The 14,536-nt window shown below is 41.4% G+C and carries 12 protein-coding genes; 3 read left to right on the plus strand and 9 right to left on the minus strand.

Going from position 1 to position 14,536, the window contains the following annotated elements; genetic code table 11:
* Positions 1 to 44: 44 nt before the first annotated feature.
* Complete coding sequence (locus NSS76_RS17895) at positions 45 to 1,385, minus strand: MFS transporter (RefSeq protein ID WP_341082564.1); 1,341 nt, start codon at positions 1,383 to 1,385, stop codon at positions 45 to 47.
* 184 nt (positions 1,386 to 1,569) lie between these two features.
* A complete protein-coding gene (locus NSS76_RS17900) occupies positions 1,570 to 2,652 on the minus strand; it encodes an amidohydrolase family protein (RefSeq protein WP_341082565.1) in 1,083 nt (360 codons plus the stop codon).
* 431 nt (positions 2,653 to 3,083) lie between these two features.
* Here NSS76_RS17900 and NSS76_RS17905 point away from each other — a divergent pair, with 431 nt between their 5' ends.
* On the plus strand, positions 3,084 to 3,248 hold the full coding sequence (locus NSS76_RS17905; RefSeq protein ID WP_341082566.1) for a hypothetical protein: 165 nt from the start codon (positions 3,084 to 3,086) through the stop codon (positions 3,246 to 3,248).
* 350 nt (positions 3,249 to 3,598) lie between these two features.
* On the opposite strand, the gene NSS76_RS17910 is transcribed toward NSS76_RS17905, so the two are convergent.
* From NSS76_RS17910 to NSS76_RS17925, 4 genes are all read right to left on the minus strand, one after another.
* Positions 3,599 to 5,056: a sucrose-6-phosphate hydrolase gene (locus NSS76_RS17910; RefSeq protein WP_171464775.1), complete on the minus strand. Its 1,458-nt coding sequence runs from the start codon at positions 5,054 to 5,056 to the stop codon at positions 3,599 to 3,601.
* 19 nt (positions 5,057 to 5,075) lie between these two features.
* On the minus strand, positions 5,076 to 6,464 hold the full coding sequence (locus NSS76_RS17915) for a sucrose-specific PTS transporter subunit IIBC (protein WP_133744423.1): 1,389 nt from the start codon (positions 6,462 to 6,464) through the stop codon (positions 5,076 to 5,078).
* A gap of 256 nt (positions 6,465 to 6,720) precedes the next feature.
* Positions 6,721 to 7,554, minus strand: a complete 834-nt coding sequence (locus NSS76_RS17920; protein ID WP_024423828.1) for a PRD domain-containing protein — start codon at positions 7,552 to 7,554, stop codon at positions 6,721 to 6,723.
* Positions 7,555 to 7,606: 52 nt separating this feature from the next.
* Positions 7,607 to 7,885 (minus strand): hypothetical protein, encoded by a 279-nt coding sequence (locus NSS76_RS17925; protein ID WP_024423829.1) that lies wholly within the window; start codon positions 7,883 to 7,885, stop codon positions 7,607 to 7,609.
* A 500-nt stretch (positions 7,886 to 8,385) separates the two neighbouring features.
* Between NSS76_RS17925 and NSS76_RS17930 the strand changes: the two genes are divergently transcribed.
* Positions 8,386 to 10,812 carry a S8 family peptidase gene (locus tag NSS76_RS17930; RefSeq protein ID WP_341082567.1) on the plus strand — a complete coding sequence of 809 codons (2,427 nt, stop codon included), beginning with the start codon at positions 8,386 to 8,388 and terminating at the stop codon, positions 10,810 to 10,812.
* Between the two features lie 83 nt (positions 10,813 to 10,895).
* Positions 10,896 to 11,114, plus strand: coding sequence for a hypothetical protein (locus NSS76_RS17935; RefSeq protein WP_238550004.1), 219 nt, complete (start codon positions 10,896 to 10,898; stop codon positions 11,112 to 11,114).
* Positions 11,115 to 11,125: 11 nt separating this feature from the next.
* Here NSS76_RS17935 and NSS76_RS17940 read toward each other — a convergent pair whose 3' ends face one another.
* From NSS76_RS17940 to NSS76_RS17950, 3 genes are all read right to left on the minus strand, one after another.
* The gene (locus tag NSS76_RS17940; protein ID WP_024423831.1) at positions 11,126 to 12,130 is read right to left on the minus strand and encodes an LLM class flavin-dependent oxidoreductase; all 1,005 of its coding nucleotides are present in this window, start codon (positions 12,128 to 12,130) and stop codon (positions 11,126 to 11,128) included.
* A 53-nt stretch (positions 12,131 to 12,183) separates the two neighbouring features.
* A complete protein-coding gene (gene nfsA / locus NSS76_RS17945; RefSeq protein ID WP_024423832.1) occupies positions 12,184 to 12,933 on the minus strand; it encodes an oxygen-insensitive NADPH nitroreductase in 750 nt (249 codons plus the stop codon).
* Positions 12,934 to 13,044: 111 nt separating this feature from the next.
* Entirely contained in the window at positions 13,045 to 14,256 is a 1,212-nt protein-coding gene (locus NSS76_RS17950; protein WP_073207846.1) for an FtsW/RodA/SpoVE family cell cycle protein, read from the minus strand.
* Positions 14,257 to 14,536: the final 280 nt, after the last annotated feature.

Here is a 14,536-nt window from a genome sequence, read left to right on the forward strand (position 1 = left end):
ACTAGAAAAAAGCAGATCATTGATCTGCTCAGATTGTAGAGAAGTTATTTTTCAAGCCGGATTTCCCCTATTTCCTTCTGACTCTTTAAGATAGTTCTTTTTTGCTCAAATTTCATAGCTAATACTAAAATAAAAGCGATTATTAAAATCATACTTAAGAAAATCAAACCGGCCTGCATTTTTCCTGTAGCATCTTTTAGCCATCCAACTGCATAAGGGCCAACAAAACCTCCTAGACTTCCAATTGAATTAATGACTGCAATTCCAACAGCTACTGTGGCTGGACTCAATATCATAGTGGGTAATGACCAAAAAGGACCTTTAAAACAATACATGGCTGCCAATGAAATGGTGATGAAAATCATTGCAATAAATGGATTGGCCACCATTCCTACACTGAGTAACGTTAAACCAGCTACGAGTAACGGTAAAGCTGTGTGTATACGTCTTTCACCAGTGCGATCTGAGCGTCTTGACCAGTAATTCATGACGATTGAAGCAATAATGTAAGGGATTGTAGCAATGAAGCCGATCTGGGTGTTTGATAAATAGCTAGATAATCCTTTAATAATTTGGGGCATCCAATAACCAACGCCCAGTGTACCTGCAGTATATACAAAGTAAATTAAGGCGAGGTACCACAGTTTAGGATCAGTCAAGGCCGTCTTATGACTAGAGGCTTGTCGGCCTTTCTTTTCTCTTAGCTCCTCGTCCTTTCTTAATTCTGACATCAACCAATTTTTTTCTTCAGCTGTTAACCACTTTGCTTGTTCTGGCCGATCTGTTAAATAGAAATATGTAACAAACCCTAAAATAACAGCAGGGGCGCCTTCGATAATAAACATCCAACGCCATCCAGGTACATTCATCCAATGAATATGATCAATAATTAAGGTAGAAACGGGAGCTCCAATAATATAAGAAACTGCGATTGCTGTCATAAACATCGCAATTGTACTTGCTCTTTCTTTAGCTCGGAACCAATAAGTAAGGTATAGAATAATGCCAGGAAATAGACCTGCTTCTGCTATTCCAAGAAGGAATCGAATAACATAAAGCTGGGTAGCATTCTGAGCAAACCCAGTTGCCATAGAAATAATTCCCCAAGTAAAGAGAATCCTAGTAATCCAAACTCTTGCCCCAAATTTTTGCATTAAAATATTACTTGGTACTTCAAAGAGAAAATAACCAATAAAAAAAATACCTGTCACAAGACCAAACATTTTACTTGTTAGTCCTAATGCTTCGTTCATTTCCAATGCAGCATATCCCACATTTGCCCTGTCTAGATAAGAAATTATATAGAGTAAAAATAGTAACGGGATAATTCTTCGTGTCACCTTTCGAATCGTCTTCTTTTCGAAATTCAATTGAGAATTCTCCATTCAAATTCCTCCTTTTAAAATAATAAAAAGAAATTTTGATAACGCTTACATTCATTTGAAAATAAAGAGATACTCTTACGGTTCTGTAAGATGTGTAAGAGTATCTCCATTTACTCTTCTGTTGTTTCCTCAAGACAGCGAACAAAATGGAAACTTTCTTTCATCGTGTCAAAAACGTTTATTTTTAACTGAAATTGATCTCAATGTCTGGTTTACCGTTAAATATTACATGTTTCGGTTGATAATGAATGTTACCGAACACCGTTTCTCCATCTACATCGGGAAAGGCAGTCTCAGTAGAAGTAGAATTTAGAACCACAAGGTGATTTGGAGTAAAAGTAAAATCGTCAATTCCTAACAATTTAGGAGCTGTTACCAGAACTGCTCTAAAAGCTTCATCAAGAGACAGTCCACCTACAATCATTTTAGAAATGATGTAGCTCATGTTATAAACAGGGTATTTTCTCCATGACGCGCTTGTTAAATCTGTACTGATCGTATCTGGTTTAATTCCCTCAGCTAAGCATTTATAAAAAACATTCCAATTAAAGTGTTTTCTACCGTGACCGATATCTAATACTATTCCTCTTTCTACTGCAGCTAGAAATTCTTTTTTTACCTTCCCGGCAGTATTCAGCACGTTTCCATCCCTTCCTTGAAATGGATGAGTGAGAATGTCCCCTTTATTAAAATATTGTGTTACCTCTTCAATATCTAGTTGAGTTTCAGTTAAATGAACCATCATTCGTAAATCAGTTCGATCGGCTGCTTCTCTTGCTAAGCGTAATAAAGACCTGTCAGTCGTTTTGTCCACCTGGCCTAAGCGAATCTTAATTCCTAATAAACTATCATCAGCTAAAGATGCAACTTCAACAATACGATCCAACGAAATACTTTCTGGCTTGGTTGGGTTAGGGTTCGGGTGATTGGTTAGCCCTTCTGGTAAGGCTGATAACCAAGAACGTACTGTTAACGGGCTTTTTTCCCAATAACGATTCGCTTCCTCCCATCCGTCATAGCCAAAAGTACCTGCGTCCCCAACTGTAGTTACTCCTGAGGAAAGATATTGTTTATCTGTTACACCAATCTCTGCTCCAGGTGCCCATACATGACAATGAAAATCGACTAGTCCTGGTACAATTACGCTAGATTCAGATAAATGAATATCCCTATCATCCTCATGAGTAACTGTTATGCTTGTAGACTGATTTGGAATGAACCCCTTTTCTGACCAAATAGAACCGCCTTTAAAATTCCATACTCCCATGCAAATACACCCCTTAACTTACTATTGATTTAATAGATTATCATTGTTTGCAAAAGTAACTTTTTTACATGCCTTGATAACATCCAACCACTGCTGCTAAATCACTGACCAACATACATCCCTCTTCTTTTTGGATAGTGGAAACAATCAACTAAGTAGAATTTTTAATCTGTTTACTGCCAGCCATACACCATTAAGACAGCGCTTTCAAAAATGAAATGAATGACGTAACCCCTATCTACGACAACTTTCATTTTAGAGACAGAGCACCCCTCATCACATGTTTTATCCTATGTAATAAAAATTACTTTATTTTATATAAAAGTAATATTCATTACAAATAATTTAAATGTATGTTATCACTCATAATTAATAAAGTAAACCTTTTTTATAAAGAACAGCATGATAAAGTAAAACGAACAGTGAAGCAAATGGAAAAAATCGTTTTAACTGATAGTTATCAAGAAAATATAATGGAATTAATGGCGAGGGATGCAGATGTCGTGGTTGCCATTGGTCCAAAAGCAAAAAAACCAATGAAAATAAAAATTCCACTTATGATCAGTGGAATAAGATGCAAGACTTTCTTTGGCTGAAGCAGCTAATAATGTCAAAACATCGATTAATCTTGAGGAAGGCGGGGTTAGTTTTTAAAACTGATCAATCAGAAGCAGAACTATTTAAACGGGCTGATATGATTGAAGTTAAAAATTTGGACAAGGTACTTTAGCCGGAACGGGCGGGGTATTTAACAAAAAAAACGAGGATGCGGTATTGGGGTACCCAATATCCCGCACCTCGATTATCTGATAGAGAAATGTAATTTTACATCGGCACCTTCTCTATCAATCGTGCAGACGGTGCTGAAGCGCCCTTTTTTATATGCCTTGCTGTTTCTGTTACTTTCAATTTCACGTCATACTGATCATCACTTGTAGGATAAGGATCAACGATTTGCTTCTCTTTGTAAATGCCAAGTCTTCAGTTTCAGCTTTGTTTCATTTCTTCCACTGATGGAGATCGATTTATTTCCCGGGGAAGGAAAGTAACGTGCAGTAAAAACTTCTCGGCCTCCGTTTACAAAAATCTCAATTGACGATGAGTCGATAAAGATATGAAGGTCGTGTAATTCCTCTATAAGTGCTTCACGAACTTCCTTTGATCGATCTTCAAATCGATCCCGCTCTAATGTCAGCTTCCCTTCCTCTTTATCATAGATGATGCGTGCAGCTGCACGGATACAGCATTCAAACCCTTTTTGTGTGTCAATTTGATCAATGAATACCTCTGCGCTCGTAATATCCTCTACAGGGATGGAATGAACAGAACGTTTAATATGAAAAACATGCTCTTGTTCATTGGTCCGCATGGATTGAAGTTCACTTACTGGTTTTTGAATCAGATGTCCGTCCTCATCTAAACGGAGTTCTCTCGGGATCGTGAGGCAGTGTATCCATTGATAAGAAATTGTCGGATGATGCTCTTCTCCTTGATCAGGCACCCCCATCCACCCGATTAAAAGTCGTCTGCCTGATTCGTCTAGAAAGGTTTGCTGCGCATAGAAGTCAAAGCCACGGTCCAGTTCCTCAAACGCTCCGTGTGTATATTGATACGAGTGATCATCCAATGTGCCAACAAAATAGCCTGATTGATGTGTATTGTGATATTTTAAGCCATCTGGCTCTAGTCCTTGTGGTGACACGATCAATACATCCCGGCCGTCTAATTCAAACAGATCTGGACATTCCCACATATAGCCGAAATTGTCTAAACCATTCTTTCCGCTGCCTGCAATCGTGCCTTGAAACGTCCAATTATCTAACGTATCAGAGGTAAATAAGACAAGGTGTCCTTTCAGGTCTAAGCTTTGTGCACCAAGAACCATGTACCACTGGCCATTTCGCTTCCATACCTTCGGATCTCGAAAATGGGCTGTGAACCCTTCAGGGAGCGTTGCCACGACACCTTTTTTCTCAAAGTGAATACCATCTTCCGAAACAGCTAAACATTGATACGTCTCACGGTTCCCTTGTTCATCCCGAACGTTTCCAGTGTACATCACATGCATCTGCCCATCGTCTATAAATGCACTGCCAGAATAACAGCCGTTTTGATCAAACCAATCACTTGGGGCAAGAGCGGCTTCCTCGTGCTGCCAATTGACTAGATCTGTCGATGTATAATGCCCCCAGAATTTTGCACCATGCCCCGTTTTGAATGGCTGCCACTGATAAAAAACGTGGTAAATTCCTTTCCACTGAATCAGCCCATTCGGATCATTTAAAAGACCGACTGGCGGCATCAAATGAAAATGCTGCCGGTACACATCCTTTTTGACCAAATGCTCATAGTTTCGAATACGGTCTGCTATCTTTTGACGAAGTGCTGCGTCAGTTGTTGTCATGACTGTGACCACTCCTTGATTATTTTTCGACTTCTTTTACTTTAAAAATGATAGTGAGAATAAATGAAACAGCAACAGCGATTAACATACCAATCACATAATTGACCACATTCTGAAGACCGAATGGTGCTGCAATCGCAATCATCGGTATGCCTGTTAAACCATAGGCATTGGCTGCTACCTTCGTGAAAACGACAAATGCCCCGCCCAATGCGCCTCCGATCATCGCCGCAATAAATGGTTGACGATAGCGAAGGTTTACACCAAATATGACAGGCTCAGTAATTCCTAAAAAAGCAGAGAAGGCAGCAGGAAGGGCAATTTCTTTTGTCTTTGCACGCTTGGCTAAGAAAAAGACAGCCAATCCTGCTCCGCCTTGCGCGACATTGGACATTGCCCAGATCGGCAGCAAATAGTTACGCCCAATATCATTCAGCAATCCTGCCTCAATCGCATGGAAGCTATGATGAACCCCTGTGAGCACAATTAAAGAGTAAGCACCGCCGAAAATGAGTCCTGCTAAGAATCCTGCATGGTCATAAATAAATGTCAGTGCACTCGAAATTCCTGTACCAAGCATTCTTCCAAGCGGTCCAACTGCAATAAACGTCACAAATCCAGTGACAATCACGGTCACAAATGGGGTCACAAGTAAATCAATACTGTTCGGAACCACTTTTCTTAAATTCTTCTCAACAAGGCACATGATATATACGGTCAATAACACTGGAATGACCGTCCCTTGGTAACCAAGAAGAGCAATATCAACATTGAATAAATGCATATACTCTGGTTTTGCTTCCGTCAATCCCCACGGATTAAGCAGATTCGGGTGAATCATAATTCCCCCAATGACAGCCCCTAAATACGGATTTCCGCCAAACTCTTTCGCTGCACTGACCCCAATTAAAATCGGTAAAATGATAAAGGCTGCACTTGAGAACATATCAAGCATTTGGAAGATCGCTGAGCTTGGATCAGCCCATTTGAAGGCTTTCATCATGCCTAAGAGACCCATTAACAAACCGCTTGCCACAATTGCTGGAATGATCGGTACAAAAATATTCGATAACGTCTTTGCAAAACGCGCAAGTGGATTCATTTTTTGTTTCACTGCTTCATCATGGCTGACAGGCTTTTGATTCTCGTCGCCTGTCTCAAGACCAGTCTCACGAGCAAATGGTTCATACACTTTGTTGACAGATCCCGTTCCAAAAATGACTTGAAATTGCCCTGAACTTGAGAAGGCCCCTTTCACACCTTCAAGTTCTTCAATGGCCTCTTTGTCAATCAAATCCTCATTTTTCACTACCAATCTAAGTCTTGTTGCACAATGCGTAGCACTAATGACATTTTCTTTGCCGCCTAACAGTTTCGTTAATTCTTTGGCTGTTTTTTGATAATCCATGATGTCTCCTCCTTTTTTAAAGCAAAAAAGACCTAAAATTCACCAACGAGTAAAGGACATACACGTCCCCTCGTTACGCAAATTTTAGGTCTTGCCTGCCTGACAGTCACAATCCCGCGATATCAATTTTTGATGACGCTTTCATCATAGTATAAGACTGTGACATGCGTCAACCTCTTTTTTCAAATCCAATGACCCATATACACTAATAAGAGTAGTGTGCATAAAAAAAAGCCTGCATGCAGGCACGATCATTTTAAACCAATTCGGCTTCCTGCAGACGCTGGACATGCAGCGTGATGTAGCCGATCTCCGATTCAGGGAGATGAAGTCCATATTCATCTTTTAACAAATCAGCGAGTCCAAGTGCACACCGGTACGCCGTATCATACTTTGTTTGGATAAAAATCAGCATGTCTTCGTCCATGATTTGAAATGCCTCATTCGATTCCAACCTGCCTAATGCATACCTCAAATGTGTCACAAGCCGCTGATAGGAAATACTATCCTCATCAATTGAATGCTGAAAATAGCTTTCAATATGCTCGATCATTTCTTTAATCATCGTTGTATATTTCACGGTCTTTTTCATGGACTCCGTATTCATTTTGGCCGTATGAATATGAAGTGCCACATATCCTGCCTCATCGTCCGGCAGTTCAACCCCAAGCCGCTCCTTTACATAACGAATGGCATACTTTCCAATCTCATATTCCTGCTTATATAAGACTTTGATCTCACCAAGCAATTTATTATATAGCACAATGCCTTTTTGAAGGCGTTCAATGGCGAAGGACAAATGATCAGTCAGTGATATGTGAATGTGATCACTGAGCGGCATCATGAGTTTCCCCTCTGCATAACTGATGATATGCTCTGCCACCTCAATATGCGCTTCTGGCAATGTGGCAAGAATTTGTTTGAATTTCTCATTTTCTTCACGCACAACAAAGATTTTCTCTATTTTTTGAAGAGGAACGACGTCATTTTTCCCCTTCTGAAAAGCAATTCCGGGTCCCATCACAATTTTCTCCTGATCGCCCTCCTTCACAACCACTGCGTTGTTATTCAATATTTTATATATCTTCAAGGGGTATCCTCTCCCAGCAGATAACATTTCTTAAGTGGGATTTTACCCTGTTTCACTTTTTCTGTAAAGGTAAGAGCGGACCAGCACGCGCCTCTCGCATCGTCTTCTCTTCAAGCATCATCAGACTTTGTGTAAACCGCTTCTCTGCCCTGCGTTTCTTCTTATGTTCTTCTGCCAGCTTCTCCAGCTCTCTCTCTTTCACTACTTGAAAGAATCCGGCATCCGCCGCGGCCGCCTGAAACCCTTGATTCTTCATCATCACACCAGGGTTCACAAGCACATTCATCATGAAACCAAACCATACGCTCAACCAGCTTTTTAATTTCTTCACTGAACATCCCTCCGCTTTTCTTAGAATCTAGCAGCTCTAGCAAAACAACTGCTCCTATCATATCCCGAGAAAAAAGAGAGGTTTGTCACAATCTGGGTGAAAAAACCAACTAGTTTTCAGAAGTTTTGTTGAAAAGTGCAGAAGATCATCATGTGCCTGGATGTTTCATTGAAAATTTTATACACACGCTATCCCAAAGATAAGCACACCTTATCAACAGGGTTTATCCACATATCAACACCCTTTCACTAGATTTTGTGTATGTAAATTTTTTATTTTCCATATATGCATCTGAATAATCGAGTTATCAACAGACATTTGTGAATAAGTGCGACTTTATAAACAAAATAGTTCTTTGTAACTATGTAAAATAAGACCATTTTAGTAAAGGAATTGTTTTCAACGTATTGAATACTTAATAACGGGCAGTGAATCTTTCCTATTTATCCACAAAAAGAAAGGCTATCTCCCTAAAAACACAGCTAGAAAGGGGAAAATTAATGAAAAAAGTAATATCTCGTTCTTCTGTTCTATTGTTCTCCACTATTTTTATTTTATCCACATTCTTTACCGGTCAACAGGCGGCGGCTGCTCCCTCTAACAAAAAGATGGAACTAGAAAAAGCAGAAATCTTCGGTGAAATCAATGTCAACTCGAGAAAACAAACCACTGTCATTGTTGAATTAAAGGAAAAATCCTTAGTTGAAGCCAAGCAAGAAGGCGAAGCACAAACAAAAGCCTCCCTCAAAAAATCTCGAACAAAAGTAAAGAACGCAGCACTCAAAGAGGTAGATAAAGCGAGTGTTCGTCAAGAATATGAAAAAGTCTTCTCTGGTTTCTCTATGAAACTTCCTGCAAACGAAATCCCGAAGCTGCTCGCAGTTGATGGAGTAAAAGCCGTTTATCCGGATGTTACATATAAAACCGATGAAGTGAAAAAGGAAAGCATCCAGCTTCCAAACGAAGATGTCTCCCCGCTTATGGATAAGAGCGCTCCATTTATCGGTGCACCAAAAGCATGGGATGCCGGCTATTCTGGAAAAGGGGTCAAAGTCGCAGTCATTGATACTGGAGTAGACTATACCCACCCTGATTTAAAAGGAAACTTCGGTTTATACAAAGGCTATGATTTTGTTGATAATGATTATTCTCCGCAAGAGACACCTAAAGGAGATCCTAGAGGCGAATCCACAGATCACGGCACACACGTTGCAGGAACGATTGCGGCAAATGGACAAATTAAAGGGGTCGCAAAGGATGCCACGCTTCTTGCATACCGTGTACTTGGACCAGGTGGATCTGGAACAACTGAGAACGTTCTTGCAGGCATCGACCGGGCTGTTACTGACGGAGCAGATGTCATGAACCTCTCTCTTGGAAACAGTGTCAATAACCCTGATTATGCAACGAGCATTGCACTTGATTGGGCCATGTCTGAAGGCGTTGTAGCTGTTACTTCGAATGGAAACAGCGGTCCTAATAACTGGACTGTCGGTTCTCCCGGCACGTCAAGAGAGGCCATTTCTGTCGGGGCAACTCAGCTTCCGTACAGCCTTTACAATGTGAAATTCCCGAATTATTCTACTGCAAAAGTCATGGGATACTACCAAGAGAGTGATTTAAAAGCGCTTGACCAAAAACAAGTCACACTCGTCCAAGCAGGAATCGGTGACGAAAAGGCATTTGAAGACATCGATGTTAAAGGAAAGGTGACCGTGATTGAACGTGGTGCCATTGCTTTTGTGGATAAAGTCGACAATGCAAAAGCCGCTGGTGCAATCGGCGTTGTGATGTATAACAATACCGATGGAGAGATTCCAGTCGACGTACCAGGTCTCGCACTTCCTACAATTAAGCTGTCAAAAGCTGAAGGAACAGCGCTTATCAAAGCCATTGAGGCTGGAAACGATACAACGGCTTTCTCCATTCAATTTGTCAAAGAACTTAGTGAGCAAGTCGCTGACTTCTCATCCCGCGGACCGGTTGTGGATACGTGGATGATTAAGCCTGATTTATCAGCACCCGGTGTCAGCATTGTGAGTACGATCCCAACGCATGATCCTTCTCAGCCTTACGGATATGGTTCTAAGCAAGGAACAAGTATGGCATCTCCGCATGTGGCAGGAGTTGCAGCGATCATCAAACAAGCAAAACCATCGTACTCAACTGAACAAATCAAAGCATTGCTGATGAATACAGCAGAAAAACTGTTTGACGCAAATGGCAGCCCATTCCCTCATAACACACAAGGAACAGGCAGCGTTCGAATCATGGAATCACTTCAAGCGTCTTCTATCGTTTCTGATGCGAGCTATTCTTACGGCACTTTCTTAAAGGAAAAAGGCGTTCAAATCAAAACGAAGAAATTTAAGGTAGAAAACCTTTCAAAAGCACTGAAAACGTATACCATTGATTACAAATTCAATGGCAGCGGCATTAGTACAAACGGAACGAAAAAAATCACCGTCAAAGGGAATTCCACTGGATCCTTTACTTCCGCAGTACAGGTGAATTACGGAAAAACCAAAAAAGGGACGTACCAAGGCAGCATCACCATTCGCGAAAATGGCAGAAAGGTCACGGAAATCCCTACTTTATTGATTGTGAAAGAGCCTGATTATCCGCGCGTCACTTCTGTTTCCGTAGAGCCGGACAATCGTGCTGGAAGCTATGTCATTAGCAGCTACCTGCCTGGCGGTGCTGAGAACCTTGCATTCCTTGTCTACTCGACCGATGGAGAGTTTTTAGGTGAAGCTGGTGTTTATCAACATGTTGATAAAGGAGAGCACCGCGTAAAATGGAATGGCACAATCAATCAAGGCCAGAAGCTTGAAGCTGGTGAGTATACAATGCTTGCGTATGCAAGTTTGAAAGGAAAATCAGATACCGTACAAACGAAGGAACCTTTCGAAATTTACCCTGAATAAATGTGAATCACAAGAAAAGCCTTGTATGAGCGGATAAGCTCATCAAGGCTTTTCGATCATATATGGAGGAAAGAGAAATTGATATGGCTATGGATCGTTTCTTTTTTTACTGCTTTTTTTCTGACGATCAATTGGTTTATCTTCTAACCTTTTTACATACGAAGCAGCCTCGTCCTTTTCATCAAGCATGCGAGCTAACTGTTTATGCTTCCTGTATCTATCCGCTCAGCCTGCTGGTGTCAGCCGCCTTCTTCTTCACCATGATGCTCCTTTTCCCCTTGTACTGGCTCCGCAGGCGATAAATATACATACGTTATGCATCAAAGGCTTCTTTTAATAAACGATACGATGTGAGCCTGTCTTGCATGTGATGTGTGATGGTCACAGCGATCAATTCATCTGTGCGATAAGCCTTCGCGAGTGTGGTCAGCTGCTTTTTCACAGATGCTGGTGTTCCAATGACCATCCTTTGACGATTGGCAGCCACTCGTTTTTGTTCATAAGGACTGTAGGAATACGACTGTGCCTCTTCATATGAAGGAAAGCCTTCAAGATTCAGCCCCTGTTCATTGGCAAGTAAAGATAAATCTAAGCTGACTGCCAGTTTTTCTGCCTGCTCCTCTGTTTCGGCACATAAAACAAAGACTGCCAGACTGACACGCGGCTGATCACCGAATACTGAAGGTTCAAATCGGTTGATATATTGCTCCACAGAGTCTTCTCCGCCTTCACCATTAATAAAAAGTGCAAACGTGTAGCCTGCACCTGCTTTCGCCGCAAGCCTTGCACTCCCTCCAGAAGAACCAAGCATCCATACTTCTGGCGCGGTCTCTACCTTCGGAGAAGCAGTCAAATGAGGCAGCGGGTAAAATTCATCCGCTAGATCGTGTAAATACACCTTCAATTCCTCTACCTGCTCAGGATACTGGTCGCCTAGACGCTTTCGCTCCCCATGATGAAGGGCAATGGAGGAAATAGGCATACCACCAGGGGCACGTCCAATCCCAAGATCAATTCTGCCAGGAGCCAGCGCTTCGAGAACCCTGAAGTTCTCTGCTACTTTATAGGCACTGTAGTGCGGGAGCATAACGCCGCCAGAGCCAATGCGTATGTGCGACGTAACGGCTGATAAATGGCCGAGAAGCACCTCTGGACTCGATCCTGCAAGCCGGTTTGAAAAATGATGCTCTGATACCCAAAAACGGTGATAACCCCACTTCTCCGCCTGCTTCGCCAGTTCAACCGTCTCCCTCAGTGCTTCAGCAGGCGTAGCGCCTCCTATCAAAGGAGATTGATCCAGTATACTTAATTTCATTATGCTGCACCTCTTACAGAAATCCCCCTCTCTTAATGGAAAGGGGGATTTCTTATTTATTTTCGATTAAAGCCCTTCTCTTTCACAAATTCCCCAAGGAAGGCACGCTTTGGCTGGCTAAAGCCCCGCAGCATCTGCTCAGACCAAGTATCTTTTCTCTCACCGTTTGTTCGTGCTTCATAATATGCGGAAATACGATCGTCGTATTCTTTTAAATAACGATCCACATGCGCTTCATCTTGCTGATATGAATTTTCATGATATATGAGTTCAACTGGCAGCCGTTCCTTTTGTGACGACTGATTAGCTGGATGGCCAACAGCCAGACCGAATAACGGCAGCACATAAGATGGCGTTTCAAGCACTTCAGAGACTTCTCTCAGCTGATTACGCAGTCCGCCAATATAGCAGATCCCAAGTCCCATTGATTCTGCAGCAACACTGACATTTTGTGCAGCCAATGCCGCATCGATGACGCTAATGAGAAAGGCTTCCGTATTCTCAAGCGCCTCCTGATGATTCTTCCCTGCTTTTTTTGCAATATAATCATGGCGTTTCAAGTCTGCACAGAAGACAAAGAAATGCCCGTTCTTCTCAACGTACGGCTGATTCCCAGCCAGTTCAGCAAGTTTGGCCTTCTTCTCCTGATCTGTCACCCCAATAATACTATACGCCTGTACATAGCTTGATGTCGAAGCAGCCTGTGCACTTTTGATCAGTGTCAGCACCTCTTCTTCTGTCAAACGCTCGTCTGTAAACGAACGGATGGATCGATGATTTAATATGGTTTCTATCGTTTTGTTCAATTCGAAGACCTCCTTCACTTCTTCTATCATAAGGCAAAGACATAGGGCTTTTCAAAAATTAAAACTCGCATAAAAAAAAGACAGCCTATACTTAGACTGCCCTTACCCGTTTTATTTAAATAAATAACTTTGATATTTCGTTAATTGAACGCTTGCGTTATAGGCGATCCCGAATCCAATGAGAACGGACAAGACAGAGCTTCCTCCAAAGCTGATAAATAAGAGTGGAATCCCTGTTACAGGCATCACGCCTATGTTCATCCCAATATTCTGGAACGTATGGATTACAATCAATGCTGTATATCCTACGCAGAAGAATGACGCAAATCGGCTATAAGGATGGATACGGTCAATCAGTACGACAAGCCGGTAAATCAAGAAGAAGAACATGATCACAACAAACGCACAGCCGATAAAGCCAAAGGCTTCACCTATAATGGAGAAAATCATATCCGTTTGTGCTTCAGGGACATAGACCTTTAAGTTTTTAATGCCATTCCCAAAAATCTGCCCTGCACCAATGGCCATAATCGCCTGCTCTACTTGATATTTATCAGATCCAGATGCATCCTGCGTCTGTGCTTGGTTGGCTGTCGAAGAACTATCAGGCAGCCAAGCGGTAATCCGGTTAATCTGGTACTGCTGAATGCCGATTGTTTTCGCAAAATCAGGGAAGAGAATGATGACGGCTAACACAGCGGCAACCAATAGTACAACCACAGAACCGATGAGAGAGATCAGTTTCCAATTGACCCCTGATAAAAACACCATCACGACAACAATAAACATACAAACAGCCGCAGTCCCTGCATCCTGCAAGAAGATCAGTCCAACTGGTACAGCTGCCACGCCGGCAATTTTTAATAGAAGGAAAATATCATCCTCTAATGTCCGTTTTCCTCTAGGTGAAGACTTTCCAATGACAGATGCGAGCATCATAATCAAACCAATTTTCATGAACTCTGAAGGCTGAAATGTCCCTATTCCAGGTAACACAAACCAGCTTTTTGCCCCATTTTTGATTGGAGCAAAATCATGACCTCCGATTTGTGCAGGAGCGATTTTTAGAAGAATTAACAGCATAATGCCGCCTATAAATATATATAAGCTCAGTTTCTCTAATTGCTCTAAGTCAAAATAATTAATAGCAACAATACATATAACTCCGACCATATAGTATATGATCTGTCTGGTCCATGCATTAGATCCGTACTGCCCAAATTGACCCGCAGCATAAATCGCAATGACACTGATGGCAAAGAAGGCTAAAAATATAAAAATCAAATCTCCTTGATAGTAAGGAGATGTATTCTGCTTGTTCATGAACTAACCACCCTTATTACAAAACATAAAAGCCCTTATTTATATTAGATTGAAATTTTCACAAAATCAACTCACCTTAAATATGACGGAAGATACATCCGAAAGGTTCCATTCAATTTTCAAAAAATGAAATACTTTTCATCCTAACAATAGGAAAAAATCCCTCTATACACTTTTCATTCAATCGATCTCAAGTCCTTTAAAAAGTTTATTTTACAGATTTTAAGGGGAAAATTCAATGACCTATGTGGCAATATAACAAGTAAACATCAAACGAGCA

Source organism: Bacillus sp. FSL R5-0654 (genome assembly GCF_038008745.1).
GTDB classification, from domain to species: Bacteria; Bacillota; Bacilli; order Bacillales; family Bacillaceae; genus Bacillus; species Bacillus safensis.